The organism is Stenotrophomonas sp. STEN033 (genome assembly GCF_056856655.1).
Window position 1 is genome coordinate 32,514 of the sequence record NZ_JBXFWM010000026.1, and the last position, 21,812, is coordinate 54,325.

The 21,812-nt window shown below is 65.9% G+C and carries 15 protein-coding genes; 11 read left to right on the forward strand and 4 right to left on the reverse strand.

From position 1 onward, the window contains the following. The first annotated feature begins 9 nt into the window (after positions 1-9). The 5 genes from acnD to pbpC all read left to right on the forward strand — a co-directional run bounded on the left by acnD (position 10) and on the right by pbpC (position 12,366). Complete coding sequence (gene acnD / locus AC1VXC_RS10840; protein ID WP_481538594.1) at positions 10-2,625, forward strand: Fe/S-dependent 2-methylisocitrate dehydratase AcnD; 2,616 nt, start codon at positions 10-12, stop codon at positions 2,623-2,625. A gap of 158 nt (positions 2,626-2,783) precedes the next feature. Then, complete coding sequence (locus AC1VXC_RS10845; protein WP_481538593.1) at positions 2,784-3,161, forward strand: endonuclease domain-containing protein; 378 nt, start codon at positions 2,784-2,786, stop codon at positions 3,159-3,161. 279 nt (positions 3,162-3,440) lie between these two features. Next, a complete protein-coding gene (gene prpF, locus AC1VXC_RS10850) occupies positions 3,441-4,634 on the forward strand; it encodes a 2-methylaconitate cis-trans isomerase PrpF (RefSeq protein ID WP_481538592.1) in 1,194 nt (397 codons plus the stop codon). Positions 4,635-4,851: 217 nt separating this feature from the next. Beyond that, the gene (locus tag AC1VXC_RS10855; RefSeq protein WP_481538591.1) at positions 4,852-9,759 is read left to right on the forward strand and encodes an alpha-2-macroglobulin family protein; all 4,908 of its coding nucleotides are present in this window, start codon (positions 4,852-4,854) and stop codon (positions 9,757-9,759) included. A gap of 264 nt (positions 9,760-10,023) precedes the next feature. After that, on the forward strand, positions 10,024-12,366 hold the full coding sequence (gene pbpC / locus AC1VXC_RS10860; RefSeq protein ID WP_481538612.1) for a penicillin-binding protein 1C: 2,343 nt from the start codon (positions 10,024-10,026) through the stop codon (positions 12,364-12,366). 433 nt (positions 12,367-12,799) lie between these two features. Here pbpC and AC1VXC_RS10865 read toward each other — a convergent pair whose 3' ends face one another. Together AC1VXC_RS10865 and AC1VXC_RS10870 are read right to left on the reverse strand one after the other, a co-directional pair. After that, positions 12,800-13,375 (reverse strand): ferritin-like domain-containing protein, encoded by a 576-nt coding sequence (locus AC1VXC_RS10865; RefSeq protein ID WP_313172952.1) that lies wholly within the window; start codon positions 13,373-13,375, stop codon positions 12,800-12,802. Between the two features lie 26 nt (positions 13,376-13,401). Then, the gene (locus AC1VXC_RS10870) at positions 13,402-13,884 is read right to left on the reverse strand and encodes a peroxiredoxin (RefSeq protein ID WP_313172953.1); all 483 of its coding nucleotides are present in this window, start codon (positions 13,882-13,884) and stop codon (positions 13,402-13,404) included. A 156-nt stretch (positions 13,885-14,040) separates the two neighbouring features. On the opposite strand from AC1VXC_RS10870, the gene AC1VXC_RS10875 reads away from it, so the two are divergent. Together AC1VXC_RS10875 and AC1VXC_RS10880 are read left to right on the forward strand one after the other, a co-directional pair. After that, a complete protein-coding gene (locus AC1VXC_RS10875) occupies positions 14,041-14,478 on the forward strand; it encodes an Hsp20/alpha crystallin family protein (protein ID WP_481538590.1) in 438 nt (145 codons plus the stop codon). Between the two features lie 127 nt (positions 14,479-14,605). Beyond that, complete coding sequence (locus AC1VXC_RS10880; RefSeq protein ID WP_312370804.1) at positions 14,606-15,505, forward strand: DnaJ C-terminal domain-containing protein; 900 nt, start codon at positions 14,606-14,608, stop codon at positions 15,503-15,505. Between the two features lie 298 nt (positions 15,506-15,803). On the opposite strand, the gene pilH is transcribed toward AC1VXC_RS10880, so the two are convergent. Next, positions 15,804-16,187 carry a twitching motility response regulator PilH gene (gene pilH / locus AC1VXC_RS10885; RefSeq protein WP_293714037.1) on the reverse strand — a complete coding sequence of 128 codons (384 nt, stop codon included), beginning with the start codon at positions 16,185-16,187 and terminating at the stop codon, positions 15,804-15,806. Between the two features lie 91 nt (positions 16,188-16,278). Further along, the gene (locus AC1VXC_RS10890) at positions 16,279-17,274 is read right to left on the reverse strand and encodes a YhdH/YhfP family quinone oxidoreductase (RefSeq protein ID WP_313172955.1); all 996 of its coding nucleotides are present in this window, start codon (positions 17,272-17,274) and stop codon (positions 16,279-16,281) included. 295 nt (positions 17,275-17,569) lie between these two features. Here AC1VXC_RS10890 and hflK point away from each other — a divergent pair, with 295 nt between their 5' ends. From hflK to AC1VXC_RS10910, 4 genes are all read left to right on the forward strand, one after another. After that, positions 17,570-18,676, forward strand: a complete 1,107-nt coding sequence (hflK, locus tag AC1VXC_RS10895; protein WP_313172956.1) for an FtsH protease activity modulator HflK — start codon at positions 17,570-17,572, stop codon at positions 18,674-18,676. After that, the gene (gene hflC, locus AC1VXC_RS10900; protein ID WP_282265868.1) at positions 18,673-19,536 is read left to right on the forward strand and encodes a protease modulator HflC; all 864 of its coding nucleotides are present in this window, start codon (positions 18,673-18,675) and stop codon (positions 19,534-19,536) included. The genes hflK and hflC overlap by 4 nt, the downstream gene beginning before the upstream one ends. Positions 19,537-19,692: 156 nt before the next feature. After that, positions 19,693-19,878: a DUF2065 domain-containing protein gene (locus AC1VXC_RS10905; RefSeq protein WP_313172957.1), complete on the forward strand. Its 186-nt coding sequence runs from the start codon at positions 19,693-19,695 to the stop codon at positions 19,876-19,878. 245 nt (positions 19,879-20,123) lie between these two features. Further along, positions 20,124-21,416, forward strand: coding sequence for an adenylosuccinate synthase (locus AC1VXC_RS10910; protein WP_312918213.1), 1,293 nt, complete (start codon positions 20,124-20,126; stop codon positions 21,414-21,416). Positions 21,417-21,812: the final 396 nt, after the last annotated feature.

Here is a 21,812-nt window from a genome sequence, read left to right on the forward strand (position 1 = left end):
AGGCCAGCCATGAATACCGATTACCGCAAACACCTTGCCGGCAGCACGCTGGATTACTTTGACGCCCGCGCCGCAGTCGATGCCATCCAGCCCGGCGCCTACGCCACGCTGCCCTATACCGCGCGCGTGCTGGCCGAAAACCTGGTGCGCCGCTGCAACCCGGCCACGCTCACCGATTCGCTCAAGCAGCTGATCGAGCGCAAGCGTGACCTCGATTTCCCCTGGTTCCCGGCACGCGTGGTCTGCCACGACATCCTCGGCCAGACCGCGCTGGTCGACCTGGCCGGCCTGCGTGACGCCATCGCCGACAAGGGCGGTGACCCGGCCAAGGTCAACCCGGTGGTACCGGTGCAGCTGATCGTCGATCACTCGCTGGCGGTGGAATGTGGCGGCTACGATCCGGACGCGTTCGCCAAGAACCGCGCCATCGAAGACCGCCGTAACGAAGACCGCTTCCACTTCATCGACTGGACCAAGCTGGCTTTCGAGAACGTCGACGTGATCCCGCCGGGCAACGGCATCATGCACCAGATCAATCTGGAGAAGATGTCGCCGGTGATCTACCAGCAGGGCGGGGTGGCTTTCCCCGATACCTGCGTCGGCACCGACAGCCACACCCCGCACGTGGATGCGCTGGGCGTCATCGCGATCGGCGTGGGTGGCCTGGAAGCCGAGAACGTGATGCTGGGCCGCGCCTCGTGGATGCGCCTGCCCGACATCATCGGCGTCAAGCTGACCGGCAAGCCGCAGCCGAACATCACCGCCACCGACGTGGTGCTGGCACTGACCGAGTTCCTGCGCAAGGAGCGTGTGGTCGGTGCCTGGCTGGAGTTCTTCGGTGAAGGCGCGGCCGCGCTGACCATCGGTGACCGCGCCACCATCTCCAATATGTGCCCGGAATACGGTGCGACCGCGGCGATGTTCTACATCGACCAGCAGACCATCGACTATCTGCGCCTGACCGGCCGCGAGGAGTCACAGGTGGCGCTGGTCGAGAACTACGCCAGGACCACCGGGCTGTGGGCCGACGCGCTGGAAACCGCGCTGTACGAGCGCGTGCTGGCGTTCGACCTGTCCAGCGTCGTGCGCAACATGGCCGGCCCCAGCAATCCGCACAAGCGCCTGCCGGTGTCGGACCTGACCGAGCGCGGCATCGCCGACGAAGCCAAGCTGCAAAGCGGCCGGGGCGAGGAGGCCGAAGGCCTGATGCCCGACGGCGCGGTGATCATCGCTGCGATCACCAGTTGCACCAATACCTCCAACCCGCGCAACGTGATTGCCGCGGCGCTGCTTGCGCGCAACGCCAATGCGCGTGGCCTGACCCGTAAGCCATGGGTGAAGTCGTCGCTGGCGCCGGGCTCCAAGGCCGTGCAGCTGTACCTGGAAGAAGCCGGCTTGCTGCCGGATCTGGAGAAGCTGGGCTTCGGCATCGTCGCCTTCGCCTGCACCACCTGCAACGGCATGAGCGGCGCGCTGGACCCGAAGATCCAGCAGGAAATCATCGACCGCGACCTGTATTCGACGGCCGTGCTGTCGGGTAACCGCAACTTCGACGGCCGCATCCACCCGTATGCCAAGCAGGCCTTCCTGGCCTCGCCGCCGCTGGTGATCGCCTATGCCATCGCCGGTACCGTGCGCTTCGACATCGAGAAGGACGTGCTGGGCGTGGATGCCGATGGCAACGAGGTGCGCCTGAAGGACATCTGGCCGAGCGACGCCGAGATCGATGCGGTGGTGAAGGCGGCAGTGAAACCGGAGCAGTTCCGCAAGGTCTACAACCCGATGTTCAACGTGCGCGTGGAGCATGGCGAGAAGGTCAGCCCGCTGTACGACTGGCGCCCGCAGAGCACCTATATCCGTCGCCCGCCGTACTGGGAGGGCGCATTGGCCGGTGAGCGCACGCTGCGTGGCATGCGCCCGCTGGCGGTGCTGCCGGACAACATCACCACCGACCACCTGTCCCCGTCCAATGCCATCCTGCTGTCCAGCGCGGCCGGCGAATACCTGGCCAAGATGGGCCTGCCGGAGGAAGACTTCAATTCCTACGCCACCCACCGCGGCGATCACCTCACCGCACAGCGCGCCACCTTCGCCAATCCCAAACTGTTCAACGAGATGGTGCGCAACGAAGACGGCAGCTTGAAGCAGGGCTCGCTGGCGCGGGTGGAACCGGAAGGCAAGGTCATGCGCATGTGGGAAGCAATCGAGACCTACATGGAGCGCAAGCAGCCGCTGATCATCATCGCCGGTGCCGATTACGGCCAGGGCAGCTCGCGTGACTGGGCGGCCAAGGGCGTGCGCCTGGCGGGCGTGGAAGCGATTGCCGCCGAGGGCTTCGAGCGCATCCACCGTACCAACCTGATCGGCATGGGCGTGCTGCCGCTGGAGTTCAAGCCGGGCACCAACCGCAACACCCTGGGCATCGATGGCACCGAGAGCTACGACGTGATCGGCCTGCGCACCCCGGGCACGGACCTGACCCTGGTCATTACCCGTCGCAACGGCGAGGTGCTGAAGGTGCCGATGACCTGCCGCCTGGATTCGGACGAGGAAGTGGCGATCTACGAGGCCGGCGGCGTGCTGCAGCGGTTTGCACAGGACTTCCTGGAGGGCTCGGTTGCCTGAGGGCTAAAGCTACCCTCTCCCCCGGCCCCTCTCCCGTAAAGGGAGAGGGGAGTGGTGATCCAACTGTTTCGCGAGATTGATGAGACTGCATGAGGCCTGAGCCCCTCTCCCTTTACGGGAGAGGGGTTGGGGAGAGGGGGCAAAGGAGGCCCGCAATCATGCAGCAGCTCAAATTTGCAAAGTCGCTACGTAAAAACATGACCGAAGCTGAGCATCGGTTATGGCGCCACCTTCGGGCACATCGTCTGCTGGGTGAGAAGTTCCGCCGACAGCAGCCGCTGGGGCCGTATGTAGTGGACTTCGTGCACTTTGGCGTGCGACTGATAGTTGAAGCTGATGGTGGGCAACACAACCAGAGCAGGCAGGATGCGAGGCGCGATGCTTGGCTGGAGAGTCAGGGCTTCACGGTTCTGCGGTTCTGGAACAACGAGATTCTTGGGAGCGGCGATGCGGTGCTGGAAGTGATACTTGCAACTGTGAGCGCCCTCTCCCCCAACCCCTCTCCCGTAAAGGGAGAGGGGGGCAAAAGCGAATGATGGAGTTCCAGCATTGCCGGCGCTCGCGCAGACCAAAGCCCCTCTCTCCTTGCGGGAGAGGGGAGCGAAAGCAAATGACACGAGTTCCAGCATTGCCGGCGCTCGCGCAGACCAAAGCCCCTCTCCCCTCGCGGGAGAGGGGAGCGAAAGCAAATGACGCGAGTTCCAGCATTGCCGGCGCTCGCGCGGACCAAAGCCCCTCCCCCCTCGGGGGAGAGGGGTTGGGGAGAGGGGGAAAGCTCTCACCCCACACAACAACAACCCGAGGGAACCCACCCCATGTCCCACATCCCCCAGATCAAAATTCCGGCCACCTATATGCGCGGCGGCACCTCCAAAGGCGTGTTCTTCCGCCTGGAAGACCTGCCGGCCCGCGCGCAGCAGCCCGGCGTGGCCCGTGACCGCCTGCTGCAGCGGGTGATCGGTTCGCCCGATCCCTATGCCAAGCACACCGACGGCATGGGCGGCGCTACCTCCAGTACCAGCAAGTGCGTGATCATCGCGCCCAGCAGCAAGCCCGATCACGACGTGGACTACCTGTACGGTCAGGTGTCGATCGATACCGACTTCGTCGATTGGTCCGGCAACTGCGGCAACCTGTCGACCGGCGCGGGTGCATTCGCGCTGCATGCAGGCTACATCGATCCGGCACGCGTCCCCGAGAACGGCATCTGCGCGGTGCGCATCTGGCAGGCCAACATCAACAAGACCATCATCGCCCACGTGCCCATCACCAACGGTCAGGTGCAGGAAACCGGTGACTTCGAACTGGACGGTGTCACCTTCCCGGCCGCCGAGATCGTGCTGGAGTTCATCGACCCGGCCGATGAGGGCGAAGGCGAGGGTGGTGGCGCGATGTTCCCCACCGGCAACCTGGTCGATGAGCTTGATGTGCCCGGCGTGGGCAAGCTGCAGGCGACGATGATCACCGCTGGCATCCCCACGGTGTTCGTCAACGCGCAGGACATCGGCTACACCGGTGCCGAGCTGCAACCCGCCATCAACGATGACAAGGCGGCGCTGGCAAAGCTCGAGGCTATCCGCGTTGCCGGCGCGCTGCGCATGGGCCTGATCAAGACACCTGAAGAGGCGCTCAAGCGCCAGCACACGCCCAAGGTCGCCTTCGTCGCGCCGCCGCAGGACTATCTGTCCAGCGGCAACAAGCAGATCCACGCCGGCGACATCGACCTCAATGCCCGCGCCATGTCGATGGGCAAGCTGCACCACGCGATGATGGGCACGGCCTCGGTCGCCATCGCCACGGCAGCGGCAGTGCCGGGCACCCTGGTCAACCTCGCCGCCGGTGGTGGTCAGCGCGATGCGGTGCGCTTTGGCCATCCGTCCGGCACGCTGCGCGTCGGTGCTGCGGTCGAATCGGTGGATGGCCAATGGACCGTCACCAAGGCGGTGATGAGCCGCAGTGCACGCATCCTGATGGAAGGCTGGGTACGCGTGCCCGGTGATGCGTTCTGAGGCCTTGCGCCGTCCAAGCCAGGATGAGCGCCTGAAGAAGCGTCAGGGCCGCTGAAATCAGCGGCCCTTTTGCTGTTGATGGCCCGCGTGGATCGGGCGTTGTGCGGGAACGGGAGTTCCAGACAAATCGCCTGCAGAAAGCGCACCGCTACACGGGCCTTTACATGCGGGCTGGTTATACTCGGGCGATCTGCGGGAGGACGCCATGGGTAACAGGATGTTGACGCGTATTCGCTGGGCTGCAGTCGCCTTGATGGCGCTGGCCCTGGTTGCAGGATGCAAGCGCAATGAGAGCGGGCAGTTGCCCGGGGCCAGCGGGGAGGCGATCAAGACCACCCAGGAGGAGGTCAAGGGCTTCGCCATGCTGCGCGCCTACCCGGACCAGAAGAGCGGCGATGGCCTGGCGCTGGCGGTGGAGTTCTCGCGGCCGCTGGTCGGCACCCAGGATTTCGACAAGCTGCTGCGCTTCGAGGAGAAGGTAGGCAACGAGGACAGCAGCTGGTCGCTGTCCGACGACGGCAAGACCCTGCGCTATCCCTATGTGGAGGCGGCCAAGGAATACACCCTGATCATCTCCGCCGACCTGCTGGCTGCTGACGGCAACCGTCTGGGCAGCGAGGTCAAGCAGAAAGTGTTCACCGGCGAGCTGGACCCGGCGGTGGGCTTTGCCTCGCAGGGCAGCGTGCTGCCGGCCAAGGACAGCCGCGGCCTGCCGGTGGTGTCGGTGAACGTGCCGGAGGTGGACGTCGAGTTCCTGCGCGTGCGCGAGAAGGACCTGCCTACCTTCTTCAGTCAGTATCAGCGTGGCGGTCGCCGCGGCAGCTGGGAGCTGGACAGCGAATACGGCGACAACACCCCGCTGAACCAGCTGGCCGAGCCGGTCTACGTCAACCGCTTCGTGCTGGGCGGCAAGCAGAACGAGCGCGTGCTGACCTACCTGCCGATCCAGGACGTCAAGGAACTGCAGCAGCCGGGCCTGTACTTCGCGGTGATGAAGCGCACCGGCAGCTTCGACAACGAGTTTGATACCGCCTTCTTCACCGTCAGTGACATCGGCCTGCACACCCGTGCCTACAAGGACAAGCTGTTCGTGCATACCGCTTCGCTGGCCGATGGCGCGCGGGCCAAGAAGGTTGAGCTGAAGGTCATCGACGGCAAGGGCGAGGTCATCCTCAAGGGCCAGACCGATGCCAATGGCAATGCCCTGCTGAACTACACGCTGGATGCGGCGCATGTGCTGGTGGCCAGCAGTGGCAGCGACACCACCATGCTGCCGTTCAACCAGCCGGCGCTGGACCTCAGCGAGTTCGCCGTGGCCGGCCGCCAGAATGCGAACTTCGATGTCTTCGCCTGGTCCGGACGTGACCTCTACCGCCCGGGTGAAACGGTGCGCATCTCCGCGCTGCTGCGCGACAACGACGGCAAGACCCTGGCCGGGCCGGCCACCGGCGGCCAACCGGTGTTCCTGCGGCTCAAGCAGCCCGATGGAAAGACCTTCCGCGAGACCCGCCTGCAGCCGGGCGAGCAGGGCTATTTCGCGTTCGAGCAGACCATCCCGGTGGAGGCGCCTACCGGCCGCTGGACGGTGGAGTTCCGTACCGACCCGGGCAGCAAGGAAGCGGTGCAGGGCATGACCCTGCGCATCGAGGAATTCCTGCCCGAGCGCATGAAGCTGGACCTGGACAGCGCGCAGAAAACGCTCAAGCCGGGCGAGGCCCTGCAGCTGCAGGCCGATGCGGCCTATCTGTATGGCGCGCCGGCCGACGGCAACCGCTTCACCGCACGCTTGGCGGTGGCGGTGGAGCAGCATCCGGTGGAGGCCATGCCGGGCTGGTTCTTCGGCGACCCGACCGTGCAGTTGCCGCGCGAAGCCAATGACGTGATCGATACCACCCTGCCCAAGGACGGCAAGCTGCGCCAGGACGTCGCCTTGCCAGCCGAGGCAGGCAAGGCCACCACCGTGGCCGCGCTGTTGTCCGGCAGTGTCTATGAAACCGGTGGCCGCACCGTTACCCGCACCCTGAAGCGGGTGATGTGGCCGGCGCCGGTACTGGTGGCCGTGCGTCCCCTGTTCAACGACGCCGATGGTGCCGATGCCAATGCCTACGCGCGCTTCGAGCTGATGCGGGTGGACGCCGAGGGCAAGCCGCAGCCGGCCAAGGGGCTGAAGGTCACCCTGGTGCGCGAACTGCGCGACTACCACTGGACCTATACCGACAACCGTTGGGATTACGACTTCACCCGCCGTTTCGAGAACAAGGAAACCCGCACCATCGATGCCGGGACCACCGCGGCCCGTTTCGATTTCCCGGTGGAGTGGGGCGAGTACCGCGTGGACGTGTTCGACCCGGCCACCGGCCTGACCATGCGCTATCCGTTCCGCGCCGGCTGGAGCTGGAACGACGACAACCGTGGCCTGGATGCGCGCCCGGACAAGGTCAAGCTGTCGCTGGACAAGGCGGGCTACCGTGCCGGCGATACCGTCAAGGTCACGCTGACCCCGCCACATGCCGGCCGTGGCCTGCTGATGGTGGAAAGCGACCACATGCTGTACGTGCAGGACATCGACGCCAAGCCGGGCAGCACCTTTGAAATCCCGGTCACCAAGGACTGGGAACGCCACGATGTCTACATCACCGCACTGGTGTTCCGCGGCGGCACCGCGCCCAGCAAGATCACCCCGGCGCGTGCCGTGGGCGTGGCGCATGTGCCGATGGACCGCCGCGACCGCCGCGTTGCGGTCGGTTTGATCGCGCCCAAGCAGATGCGTCCGGAGCAGCCGATGACGGTGACCGTCAGCGCGCCGGAACTGGCCGGCAAGCCGGCGCACGTCACGGTGTCGGCGGTGGATGTGGGCATCCTCAACATCACCCGCTTCCCGGTGCCGGATGCACCGGCGCATTTCTTCGCACAGCGCCGCCTGGGCGTGGATGCCTATGACATCTACGGCCGGGTGATCGAAAGCTTCGAGGGCAACAGCGGCAAGCTGAAGTTTGGTGGCGACATGGCCTTGGCAGCCTTGCCGCAGGCCAAGCGGCCGACCGCGCGGGTGCAGACCGTGGACCTGTTCTCCGGACCGGTGGCGCTGGATGCCAAGGGCAATGCGCGGGTGCGCCTGCAGGTACCGGATTTCAACGGCACCCTGCGCGTCTCGGCGCTGGTCTACTCGGCCGACCGATACGGCAACCGTGACGTGGAAACGCTGGTGCGCGCGCCGATCCTGGCCGAAGCCAGCATGCCGCGGGTGATGGCGCCGGGGGACCGCAGCACGGTGACCCTGGACGTGCAGAACTTCACCGGCAAGCCCGGCGAATTTGCCGTGCGGGTGGACGGTGAAGGTCCGCTGGGCATTGCCGAGGCAAGCCGCAAGGTGCAGCTTGGCGTGGATGCCAAGAGCACCCTGAGCTTCCCGCTGAGTGCGCAGGAAGGCTATAGCGTGGCCAAGGTGCGGGTGCGGGTGGATGGCAATGGCTTCAAGGTGGACCGGCGCTATGACCTGCCAGTGCGCGCAGCTTGGCCGTCAGTGCTGCGCTCGCAGACCCGCACCCTGGACCCGCTGGCACCGGTCAACCTGGACAGCAGTTTCGCCAACGGCCTGATGGACGGTTCGGTCAATGCCCGCATGCTGGTCAGCGCGCTGCCGCCCATTCCATTCGCGTCGGCGCTGCAGGGGGCGTTGAACTACCCCTATGGCTGTGCCGAGCAGACCACCAGCAAGGGCTATGCGGCGCTGATGCTGGATGAGGCCACCTCGGCCATGCTGGGTGCCGATGGCCTGGATGCCAAGACCCGCCGCGAGCGCATGGAGGGCGCGTTCGGGCGGCTGGCCTCGATGCAGGTGGCCAACGGCAACTTCTCGATGTGGGGCGATGACGATTACATCAACCCGGCATTGACGCCGTATGTCGCCGAGTTCCTGCTCGACGCCAAGGATGCCGGTTTCGCGGTGCCGGAGAACGTGCTGCAGAAGGCCTTGAACCGCATCAGCGAAGACCTGCTCAGTGGCGGCAACCAGTTCTACGGCAGTGATCGCCGCGACGGTTTGAAGTTCGCCAACCAGGCCTATTCCGGCTACGTGCTGGCACGGGTCAACCGCGCCCCGCTGGGCACGCTGCGCACGCTGTGGGACAACGAACGCAGCAAGGCGGTCACCGGCCTGTCGCTGGTGCACCTGGGGGCGGCGTTGGCGATCCAGGGTGACAGCAAGCGCGGCCAGGCGGCGATTGCCGCGGGTTTTGCCAAGTCCAGCGCTGACCGTCCGGAGTACTTTGGCGACTATGGCACCCGCCTGCGCGATGAGGCCTTGATGATCGCGCTGCTGCACGAGCGCGGCCTGTCCAAGCCGGAGTACGATGCGCGCGTGATCGATCTGGGCCGCACCCTGGATGTGCGTCGCGGCAACGGCCTGATGTGGCTGAGCACGCAGGAACAGGTGGCGCTGGCGCGTCTGGGCAAGGCTCTGATGGCCAACCAGAAGAAGCTGGTGTCCGGTGAGCTTGCGGTCGGCGACAAGGTCGAGGCCATCGATGCCCGCAAGGCCTTCGGTCGCGTGTTCGATATGGCACAGCTGGCACAGGGCGTGCGGTTCTCGCCGCAGGGCGAGGCGCCGATGTTCGCCAGCCTCGACGTTGCCGGCATTCCGCGCCAGCCGCCGGCGCCGGACAACAGCGTGATCGGCATCGAGCGCGCGTGGTTCGGTACCGATGGCAAGCCGTGGACGCCGCGGTCGTTGAAGGAAGGCGAGGCCTTGATCGTGCGGCTCAGCGTCACCGCCAATTCGAACATGCCCGATGCCTTGATCACCGACCTGTTGCCAGCCGGGCTGGAGATAGAGAACTTCAACCTGGGCGATGCCAAGCAATGGGCCGACGTGGTCGTGGGTGAGGTGCAGATCAGCGACCGTTCGCGCGCCGCCGACGTCAAGCACGAGGAGTTCCGCGATGATCGCTACGTGGCGGCGCTGAAGCTGTCGCGTGGTAGCACCGCGCACGTGTTCTACCTGGTGCGTGCGGTCACCCCGGGCACCTACATGGTGCCGCCGCCGCTGGCCGAGGACATGTACCGGCCCGACATGCGCGGCGTGGGCCGGGCCAACCCCAGCACGATCACGGTGGTGCAGCCGTAGTCGGCTCCTGCTCCCTCCCTTTGCCAACGGCAAGGGGAGGGTTGGGGAGGGGTAAGCTCTTCCGCGGCCAAGCTGTTCCGCCCCAGCTCCACAGTCAACAATCGCGGCGCCCTGCTCCCTCCCTTTGCCGAAGGCAAGGGGAGGGTTGGGGAGGGGTAAGCTCTCCCACGGCCAAGCCAATCCGCCCCAGCCCCCCAGCTCACGTTTGAAGAATCGTCCCCAGTGAAAGCGCGCTTCCCCAGGCTGAAACCTCTTGGCTCCCGCCTGCGCGCCGTGTTCACGCTCCGCAACCTGCGCTGGGCGCTTGCCGCACTGCTGACCTTGCTGCTGGTGCTGGACCTGGCATTCCCCGTGCCGCTGCCGAAATCGCGCGACACCAGTACCCTGGTGGTGGCCGCTGACGGCACGCCGCTGCGCGCCTTCGCCGACGCCGAAGGGGTGTGGCGCTATCCGGCCGATGCAAAGACCGTTTCGCCGCTGTACCTGCAGGCGCTGCTGACCTACGAGGACCGCTGGTTCTGGCGCCACCCCGGCATCAACCCCTGGGCGCTGCTGCGGGCCGGCAAACAGATGCTGCTGGAGCGGCGCATCGTGTCCGGTGGCTCCACCCTGACCATGCAGGTCGCGCGCATCCTCGATCCGCATACGCGCACGCCCTGGGGCAAGCTCAAGCAGTTGCTGCGGGCACTGCAACTGGAAGTGCATCTGAGCAAGGCGCAGATCCTCGATCTTTACCTGGAACGCGCGCCCTACGGCGGCACCATCGAAGGCGTGGAAGCGGCCAGTTGGGCGTACCTGGGCAAGTCGGCCACCCACCTGTCACAGGCCGAGGCGGCCTTGCTGGCGGTATTGCCGCAGTCCCCCAGCCGACTGCGCCCGGATCGGCACCCCGAGGCCGCGCAGCGCGCCCGCGACAAGGTGCTGGCGCGCATGGCCGAGCTGGGCGTGTGGTCGGACGAGGAGGTCGCCGATGCGCGGGTTGAGTTGGTGGTCGCGCGTTCGCTGCAGCAGCCCCTGCATGCCGCCTTGCTGGCGCAGCGCCTGCGCAGTGCCCAGCCACGCATGGCCCAGATCGAGACCACCATCGACAGCGGCCTGCAACGCACGCTGGAAGAACGCGTGGCCGCGTATTTCTCGCAGTTGCCCGAGCGCACCTCGGCGGCCTTGCTGGTGATGGACAACCGCACCCTGGAGGCGCGCGCCTATGTTGGCTCGGTCAGCTTCGGCGACAAGGCGCGGCTGGGGCATGTGGACATGGTGCAGGCCTGGCGTTCGCCCGGCTCAACGCTCAAGCCCTTCCTGTATGGCATGGCCCTGGACGATGGCCTGATCCATTCGGAAAGCCTGATCATCGACGCGCCACAGAGCTTCGGTGGTTATCGGCCGGGGAACTTTGATGCGGCGTTCAATGGGCCGGTAGGCGCGGCCACGGCATTGCGTTTGTCCTTGAATGTGCCGTCGGTGGATCTGCTGGACCGGGTAGGGCCGGCGCGCTTTGCCGCGCGGCTGGGCAATGCCGGCATCAATCTGCGCTTTCCACGGGGCACCCAGCCCAGCCTGGCCTTGATCCTTGGCGGGACGGGCGCACGGCTGGAGGATCTGGTCGGCGCGTTTTCGGCCTTGAACCGCGACGGCATCGCCGGCCGCGTGCGTTATACGCCCGAGGACGCGCGCATCGAACGCCGCTTGGTCTCGCCGGGCGCGGCATGGATCGTGCGCGACATACTCGAATCCAATCCGCGTCCCGGTTATGGCGTGGGCACCTTCGATACCGGCAACCGCCCGCGCGTTGCCTGGAAGACCGGCACCAGCTACGGCTACCGCGATGCCTGGGCGATAGGCAGTACCCGCACCTACACCGTCGGGGTCTGGGTTGGACGCCCGGACGGCACGCCCTTGCCCGGCCAGTACGGTGCGGTGACCGCCTTGCCGTTGATGTTCGAGGTGATCGACAGCCTGCCGCGGCAGGCCGGTGACAATGCGGTGCGCGCGCGTCCGGACAGCGTCAGCGAGGTGGAGATCTGCTGGCCGCTGGGCATTGCCGCCGCGCAGACCCCGCCGGCCATGTGCCAGCGCCGTTTCCCCGCCTGGGTGCTGGAGGGCGTGGTGCCGCCCAGCTTCCCCGAACGTGAGGCGCGGCTGTGGCAATCCGGGCGCCTGCGTTTCCAGGTAGATGCAATAACCGGCCAGCGCGTGTCGCCCGGCTGTGAGGGGCATGCGCGGGTTGAAGATCGCGAGATCGCGCGGTGGCCGGCATTGGCCTCACCGTGGCTGAGCGTCGCCCAGCGGCAGGCACAGGCGCTGCCGCCCTTGGCGGCGGACTGTGCAGACGATGGCCGGCAGTCGGACGGTGTGCTGCATATCGAAGGTCTCAATGATCTGGCCACGCTGGCCCGCCCGCCGGGCGCGCAGCACGGCCCGCGCCTGCAGTTGCGGGCGCTGGGCAGCGAGGCGACGATCGAATGGCTGCTGGATGGCCGCTGGATCGCCCAGACCCAGGGCACGCGCGGTTTCACCCGTGATTTCAACGCCGCCGGCGAACACACGCTGACCGCGCTGGCCGCCGACGGCGCCTGGACCCGCGTGCGCTTCCGCGTGGTGAACTAGAAACCCGTAGTGCCGAGCCATGCTCGGCAGAGGCCTTCCCAGCAATGCCCGTAGTGCCGAGCCATGCTCGGCAAGGGGCTTCTCCCAGCAATGCCCGTAGTGCCGAGCCATGCTCGGCAAGGGGCTTCTCCCAGCAATGCCGGTAGTGCCGAGCCATGCTCGGCAGAGGCTTCCCCAGCAATGCCGGTAGTGCCGAGCCATGCTCGGCAGAGGCCTTCCCAGCAATGCCCGTAGTGCCGAGCCATGCTCGGCAAGGGGCTTTCCCGACAATGCGTGCACGACCAGCGCAAGCCATGAAGCCGACGCCTACAAACCCGCTGCGCATCTGCAATCGGATTGATTGACAGTCTCGCGGCTCGCGGCGCTCCCAAAAGGTTGGGATTGCCGGTAACGCCCCTGCCGAGCATGGCTCGGCACTACACGTTGGGCGGGCTTACTCGCCTATCCAGCCTTCCAGCATGTCGGCGAAATCGTCGGCGTGGTCTTCTTCCTGCGCCAGGATCTGTTCGAGGATGCGCTTGGTGGTGGTGTCCTTGTCACCAACGAAGTTGATCATCTCGCGGTAGCTGTCGATGGCGATGCGCTCGGCGATCAGGTTCTCGCGCACCATGTCGCGCAGGTTGCCGCCTTCCTTGTACTCAGCATGGGCGCGCGCGGTAAGGGTGTCCGGATTCAGATCCGGCTCGCCCCCCAGTTGCACGATGCGCTCGGACAACAGCGCCGCATGCGCCTGTTCCTGCTGCGCATGCTCCAGGAATTCGGCCTTCACCGCATCGGCCAGCATGCCCTTCGCCATGTAGTAATGGCGGTAGTAGCGCAGCACGCATACCCACTCGGTGGCCAGCGCATCGTTGAGCAGCTTGATCACCGCCGTTCGATTGGCGGTGTAGGTGGGCGTCACCGCACCGTCCTCGATGCTCTTGCGTGCGTTGGCACGCAAGGTCTTGCGATCGGTGATACCTGCCAACTGCGTGGTTTTTGCGGATTTGGCGGCGGGCTGCTTGCTCATGGCTGGCCTTTCCTTCTGTTGCGCCCCTATGCGGGCAGATGGGCGAGCACGTGCTCGGCCCCGGATACCTCGAATTGCCCCGGCTGTTCGATATAGGCGGCACGCACCACGCCGTCTTCCACATACAGTGCGAAGCGTCGCGAACGCAGGCCCATGCCCGAACTGCTGGCGTCCATCTCCAGGCCCAGCGCGCGGGTGAAATCACCATTGCCGTCGGACAGCATCTGCAGTCCGTCCGGCACCGACTGGCTCTTGGCCCAGGCCTGCATCACGAACGGATCGTTCACCGCCATGCAGAACACTTCGATACCGCGCTTGCGGAAGTCCTCGAAGTGCTCCACGTAGCCGGGCAGATGCCGGGCCGAACAGGTCGGGGTGAAGGCGCCCGGCACGGCGAACAGCACGACCTTGCGGCCGTCGAACAGTGCATGGGTGTCGATCGTTTCCAGGCCTTCGCGTAGACGCTTGAGGGTTACTTCCGGAATGCGATCGCCGACGTTGATGGACATTGGGTGGGGCTCCTAGGCTGAATTTGAGTTTAAAGAGGCGGTGGAAGCGCCGCGTCAACAGCTTGAAAAGACGGTCTTCACACAATACGTCCTGGGCATGGGAAAGGCAGTGCCATTCCGGCGTGCCAGTCCCTTCCTATCTTGCAGGAGGACATCATGAGCATCGTACGTTACCGCCAGTGGCCGACCCAGTCCGAGATTCATCAGTTGTTGTCGCCGCTGCTCGAAACCGTCACCAACAGCACCGCGTCGGCATGGCTGCCTGCCGTCGATATCCGCGAGGAAGCCAACCGTTTCGTGGTGATGGCAGATCTGCCCGGTGTTGATCCCGCCAGCATCGACGTGCAGATGGAAAAGGGCGTACTCACCATCAGTGGCCAGCGCAGCACGCCTGAACTGGCCGAAGGCCAGCGCCTGACCCGCAGCGAGCGTGGCCAGGGCAGTTTCAACCGCCGCTTCGTGCTGCCGGACAGCGCCGATGCCGAGGGCATTGTCGCCACTAGCCACAACGGCGTGCTGGAGGTGCGTATACCCAAGCGCAGCGAGGCGGCTCCCCGCCGCATCCAGGTGGTGCAGGGCCAGCCCAGCGCCTGAGCGGCGTGAGCGAACTTCCACCTGCGCAGTGGCCGTGGCCCGGTAGAATGGGGCCACGGCGCCTGCCGATTGCACGATGGCCCGTTGCCGCAAGGTGTCGGGCCAGTTTTTTTTCAGAGGTGTATGGATGGAATTCAAGGATTACTACGCCACGCTCGGGGTTGAGCCCAGCGCCGGTGATGCCGAAATCAAGACCGCTTACCGTCGGCTGGCGCGCAAGTACCATCCGGACGTAAGCAAGGAAGCCGGCGCCGAGGAGAAATTCAAGGCGGTCAACGAGGCCTATGAGGCGCTGCGCGATCCGCAGAAGCGCCAGGCCTATGACCAGTTGCGCGCGCAGGGCTACCGCCCCGGCGAGGAGTTCCACGCGCCGCCGAACTTTGGCGGTGGCCAGGGCTTCGATTTCGAAGAGGTGTTCGGCGGCGGCGGTGCCGGCGGCGGCTTCAGCGATTTCTTCGAAAGCCTGTTTGCGCGCCAGCGTGGCGGCGCCGGTGCCGGTGGTCGGCGACCGGGCCCGGGCTTTGGCGGCGCCGGCCCGCAGCCGATGCGTGACACCCGCGCCAAGCTGTCCGTGCCACTGGAGGCTGCCTACAACGGCGACAGCCTGCGCATCACCGTGGATGGGCGCCAGCTTGACGTGCGCGTCCCCAAGGGCATCCGCCCCGGCCAGGTGATCCGCCTGGGCGGGCAGGGCAGCGGCGGCGGCAACCTGATGCTGGAGGTGGAATACGCCTCGCACCCGCAGTTCGAGGTGGACGGCCGCAATATCCTCTACACCTTGCAGGTCACCCCCTGGCAGGCGGCGCTGGGCACCAGCATCAGTGTGCCTACCCTGGGCGGTGCGGTGGAGTTGAAGGTGCCGGCCGACTCGGACAGCGGCCGCAAGCTGCGCCTGCGTGGCCGTGGCCTGCCGGGCAAGCCTGACGGCGACCAGATCGTGGAGTTGGAGGTGGTGGCGCCGGTAGCGGGCAACGAGGCCCAGCGCAAGGCGTACAAGGACCTGGCCAAGGCGTTTGGCGAGGACTGATTGCGGCTTTGTTTACGCTGCTGATGTCGGAGAGAAGCGGGCTTTGCCCGCTTTTCTTTTGTCTTCGGCTGGGATTTTTGGCCAGGAGCTTGCCCTCACCCCAACCCCTCTCCCGCGCGCGGGAGAGGGGCTAGTGCACTACGAGCGCAAGCAATCCGAGCCCCTCTCCCGTTTACGGGAGAGGGGTTGGGGTGAGGGCAAGCTTCCAACAAGCAGAGCCAAAACAAACCCCAACCACCAAAAACAGGAAAGGCGGGCAAAGCCCGCCTTCCCAAACGCTTTCCCCAAGAAAGCAGCTTCACCCAACCGGCGGTGCCTCGGCACTGAACACCTGCGCGATCACCGCCGACAAGTCCTCCTCGGTGAACGGCTTGGTGATGTAAGCCTTGGCCCCCTGACGCATGCCCCACAAGCGATCAGTGTCCTGATCCTTGGTGGTCACCAGGATCACCGGGATGTGCTGGGTGGTGGCCTCGCGCTTGAGCGTGCGGGTGGCCTGGAAACCGTTGAGGTTGGGCATCACCACGTCCATCAACACCAGGTCCGGCAGCACCTGCTTGGCAACCTCTACCCCGGAGGCGCCATCAGTTGCGGTGAAGATTTCATGCCCCAGTTTTTCAACGATGCGTTGAATGCCCATCAACTGCGATGGTGAGTCATCGACAATCAGGATACGCGCCATGTTTTTCCCCAAGTAGTGCCGGCAGTGTAGTGCCGGCCTGCTCCCGGCGTGAAGCCGCGCGTTCCACGCCGGGGTTGTGCTGTGACTTGCGTCAATCAATTCTTACGACGGTGCGGCCGAAGGATTTGCCGTCCAGCATGGTCGAAAATACCCCCGGCAGTTCGTCCAGCGCCACTTCGCGGGTACAGATGCGGTCCAGGTGACGCGGCTTCCAGTCGCTGCCCAGTCGCTGCCAGACCTGCTCGCGGATGTCGCGGGCGGTGCCGGCCGAGGCCACGCCCAACAGCGATACGCCACGGATGATGAAGGGCATCACCGTCATGTCCAGCGCGCCGGACGCGGCCAGGCCGGCCGAAGCGACATTGCCATAGGGCGTGGTCTGCGCCAGCAGGCTGGTCAGCATGCTGCCGCCGACGTTGTCCAGGCCGCCGCCAAAGCGGGCCGATTCCATCGGCCGGGTGGTGGCCAGGGCATCGCGGCCCAGTACCTGGCTGGCGCCGATGGCGGTCAGGTAGTCCGCGGCCTCGGCCTTGCCGCTGATGGCATGCACCTCGAAACCGGCGCGGCTGAAGATGTCCACTGCCAGCGAGCCGACCCCGCCGGTGGCACCGGTGACGGCCAGTGGGCCGTGGGCTGGCGTCTGCCGGTTGTCGGTCATGCGCAGCAGCGCCAGCGCGGCGGTGAAGCCGGCCGTGCCCAGCACCATGGCCTCGCGCAGGCTCAATGCCGCCGGCAACGGGATCACCCACTTGGACTCCAGCCGCACATACTGGCTGTAGCCACCGTCGCGGGTCTCGCTCAGGCCGCAGCCGGTGGTCAGTACCTGGTCGCCCTCGCGGAAGGCCGGGTCGGTCGAGGCCACCACCTCGCCGGCCACGTCGATGCCGCCCACCAGCGGGAAGCGGCGCAGAATCTTGCCCTTGCCGGTGCCGGCCAGCGCGTCCTTGTAGTTCACCGAGGACCAGCGGGCGCGGATGACCACCTCGCCGGGGCTGAGCTGGTCCAGGCCCAGCGACTCCAGGCCGCTGCGGTAGCCGGCGTCGTCGTTGTGGATGCGGAAGGCGGTGAACGGGGCGGTGTGGGACATCGGTAGGCCTGCGTCGGAACGGGGGAGTGCAACCATAACGGTTGTGAAAAGGCCGGTCTGCCCCTATTCCTAGTCTTGGCGGGCCCGTTCCGGGGTCGAATGGATATTGCGGGACCGGGCTTCGGCCAGGGGGGGCCGGGGATCATCCACCTTGGGGGAAGGTCAGCGGGCAAACCCTGTCGGTTCAGCTAGCCCCGAACCTGTTCAGAGTCTGCCTTGTTAGAATCGGGATTCGATAGATGGTCAGGTCCTCGGCGGGAGCCCCCGCAGCCTGGCCCTTACAGATGGAGTATGCATGGCCTGGAATACACCCGGCGGCAACAGCGGTGGTGGTGCGGACAACAACCGCGCGCCGCGTACGCCACGTGGCGGCAATGGCGGAGGTTGGGGTGGTGGACTGCCTGGACCGCTGCGCGACCTGTTTGATGGCGGTATCTGGCGCTGGGTGCTGGTCGCGTTGGCTCTGCTGTTGTTGTTCTCCAGCTTCCAACTGATCGGTGAACAGCAGCGCGGTGTGGTCCTGCGTTTCGGCGAGTACTCGCGCATCCTGCAGCCGGGCCCCAACTTCAAGCTGCCGTGGCCGCTGGAGTCGGTGGTCAAGGTCAATGCGACCCAGATCAAGACCTTCAGCAGCAACGTGCCGGTGCTGACCCGTGACGAGAACATCGTCAACGTATCGGTCAACGTGCAGTACCGCGTGGACGACCCGCGCGAGTACCTGTTTGGTACGGTCGATGCCGACCAGATGCTGGAACAGTCCGCGCAGAGCGCCGTGCGTGAACAGGTTGGCCGCGCCGACCTGAATACCGTGCTGAACAACCGTGGCCCGCTGGCCGTGGTTGCCGAGCAGCGCCTGCAGGCCTCGCTGAAGACCTACAAGACCGGTCTCAGCGTGACCGGCCTGACCCTGCCTGACGCGCGTCCGCCGGAAGAAGTGAAGCCGGCTTTCGACGAGGTCAACGGTGCCCAGCAGGTCAAGGAACGCCTGATCAACGAAGCCCAGGCTTACGCCGCCAAGGTGGTGCCGGAAGCGCGCGGCCAGGCCTCGCGTGCCCGTACCACCGCCGAAGGCTACAAGCAGGCCATCGTCGCCCGCGCCGAAGGTGACGCCCGTCGCTTCACCCTGTTGCAGGGCGAGTACAAGAACGCGCCGGAAGTCACCCGCAAGCGCCTGTGGCTGGAAACCGTGCAGGAAGTGCTGGCCGAGAACCGCAAGGTCATCGGTGGCGACGGCCGCCAGCTGATCTACGTGCCGATGCCGGCCGACGCCGGCAAGACCTCGGCTGCCCCGCAGCTGACCCCGGAAATGGTGGCACCGGCCTTGCCGGCGGCGACCGACAGCATTCGCAACGCGGACCGTTCGGTCTCGCGCTCGGCATCGCGTGAGGAGGCCGGCCGATGAAAAACTCAGTCGTTATCGGCGTACTCGTCGCGGTGTTGCTGGGCCTGTTGGGCTCGGTCTATGTGGTGCGCGAAGACCAGACCGCCATGGTGCTCAACCTGGGCAAGGTGGTGCGTGCCGACATCAAGCCGGGCCTGCACTTCAAGGTGCCGTTGGTGGAAACCGTGCGCGTGTTCGACCGTCGCTTCCAGGTGCTGGACACCGCCCCGGCGCGTTATTTCACCGCCGAACAGAAGGACGTCAGCGTCGACTTCTTCGCCATTGGCAGGATCTCCGACGTTCGCGCCTACTACCGCGCCACCGGCGGCGACAGCAAGATCGTCAACGCCCGCCTTGCGCCGATCATCACCGACTCGCTGCGTAACCAGATCAACTCGCGCACCTTGCAGGCCTTGGTGTCCGGTGACCGTGGCGAGCTGATTGCCGGCCAGCTGAAGTCGATCAACGAGGCGATTGCTGCCTTGGGCATGGAGATCATCGACCTGCGCATCAAGCAGATCGACCTGCCGACCGACAGCCAGGTGATCGCCGACGTCTACGAGCGCATGCGCGCGCAGCGCAAGCAGGAGGCCGCCAAGCTGCGCGCCGAGGGCGAGGAGCAGTCGCTGACCATCCGTGCCCAGGCCGACCGCGAAAGCACCGTGATCGTGGCCGAAGCCGAGCGTGATGCGCAGCAGCTGCGCGGTGAGGGCGACGCCCAGGCCGCCTCGATCTACGGCAAGGCCGGCTCGGCCGACCCGTCGTTCTACGCCTTCTACCGCAGCCTGGAGGCCTACCGTGCCTCGATGACCGACGGCAACGGCGTGATCGTGCTCGACAAGAACGACCCGTTCCTGCAGTACATGAAGAGCGATCGCTGATCGCTTGACCTTTGACCCCTCTCCCGCCGGGAGAGGGGTTGGGGTGAGGGTAAGGGGCGGGATGCCCCTGATGTCCCTCATTCGGTGGGCTTCGCCCGCACCCTCATCCGCCCTACGGGCACCTTCTCCCGGGGGAGAAGGCAATGGCTATAGCGCATGCAAGACCTCTTTTCCGCCCTCTGCCTCGTGGCCATCATCGAAGGCCTGTTCCTGTTCGTCGCGCCGCTGGCGTGGAAGCGGATGGCCGCACAGATGCTGGAGCAACCTGCTGCATCCCTGCGCGCAATGGGCGCAGCGGCGCTGTTCGTTGGCCTGGCCGTCCTCTGGTGGGTCCGCCACTGAACCAAACCCTGACGGCCATACCATCCTGAACTCGTGGGGGTGGTAGCTGCCATGCAAAACCCGGATAATCCAGAAAAGCCGGTCGGGCGAGCTCCTTCAAGAGCATCCCCGTTCGGCTTTTTCCGTGTATGACCCTGGTGTTTGCCGGAGGCTCCCCGATGGGGTTTCCACCAAGGCAGACCATGGGCGGTACACGGCCCCGTCCGCGGCCCCGATGGCCGCAGCAAACTCAGGAGTTACCCGTCATGGGTCAATCAGTTGTCGTTCTCGGCGCCCAGTGGGGCGATGAAGGCAAGGGCAAGATCGTCGATCTGCTGACCGAGGAAATCGGCGCAGTGGTTCGTTTCCAGGGTGGTCACAACGCCGGCCATACCCTGGTCATCAACGGCAAGAAGACCGTCCTGCACCTGATTCCGTCCGGCATCCTGCGCGACGACGCGCTGTGCCTGATCGGCAATGGCGTGGTGATTTCCCCGGCCGCCCTGCGCAAGGAAATCGAAGAGCTGGAAACGGCTGGCGTGGAAGTGCGTTCGCGCCTGAAGATCTCGCCGGCTGCGCCGCTGATCATGCCGTACCACATCGCCCTGGATCAGGCGCGTGAGAAGGCTGCTGGCGGCAAGGCCATCGGCACCACCGGTCGCGGCATCGGCCCGGCCTATGAAGACAAGGTGGCACGTCGCGGCATCCGCATCGCCGACCTGCATTACCCGGAACAGCTGGCTGAAAAGCTGCGTGCCGCGCTGGATTACCACAACTTCGTGCTGACCAAGTACCTGGGCGTGGAGCCGGTGGATTTCGACACCGTGTACCAGGAAGCACTGGCCTTCGGCGAATACGTCGAGCCGATGAAGTCCGACGTCGCCGGCATCTGCCATGACCTGCGCAAGCAGGGCAAGCGCGTGCTGTTCGAAGGCGCCCAGGGCGCGCTGCTGGACATCGACCACGGCACCTACCCGTACGTCACCAGCTCCAACACCACCGTTGGCGGCGCACTGGCCGGTACCGGCGTGGGCGCTGACTCGATCGATTACGTGCTGGGCATTGCCAAGGCCTATGCCACCCGCGTTGGCGGCGGCCCGTTCCCGACCGAACTGGACGACGAAATCGGCCAGGGCATCCGTGACCGTGGCGCCGAGTACGGCGCATCGACCGGCCGTCCGCGTCGCTGTGGCTGGATGGACATCGTCGCGCTCAAGCGCGCCGTGGCCATCAACGGCATCTCCGGCCTGTGCATCACCAAGCTCGACGTGCTCGACGGCATGGAAAAGCTGAAGGTCTGCATTGCCTATGAATACCGTGGCAAGCGCTCGGAATACGCACCGCTGGATGCGCAGGGCTGGGAAGAGTGCACCCCGGTGTACCTGGAGTTCCCGGGCTGGAGCGAGAACACCCACGGCATCACCGAGTGGGACCAGCTGCCGCCGGCCGCACGCGCCTATCTGCGTTCGCTGGAAGAACTGGCTGGCTGCCCGATCTCGATCGTCTCGACCGGTCCGGACCGCGACCACACCATGATCCTGCAGGATCCGTGGGGCTGATAGCGGCACCGTGATGCAACAGGCAACGCCCCGTGAAAGCGGGGCGTGGTCGTTCTGGGCTAGGAGACCCGCTTCAGCGTAGTGCCGACCCATGGTCGGCAGCGGGGGTACCGGGAATGCTTCTGCCGCGCAGGGCGCGGCACTACCCTACGGCTTCGGGATGGTCGGCAGCAGGTCGGCTTCACTGTAGTGCCGACCCATGGTCGGCAGCGAGCGGTAGCGGGAAGGCCCCAGCCGAGCATGGCTCGGCACTACCCTCCGGCTTCGCGATGGTTGGCAGCACGCCGGCTTCACTGTAGTGCCGACCCATGGTCGGCAGCGAGCGGTAGCGGGAAGGCCCCAGCCGAGCATGGCTCGGCACTACCCTCCGGCTTCGCGATGGTTGGCAGCACGCCG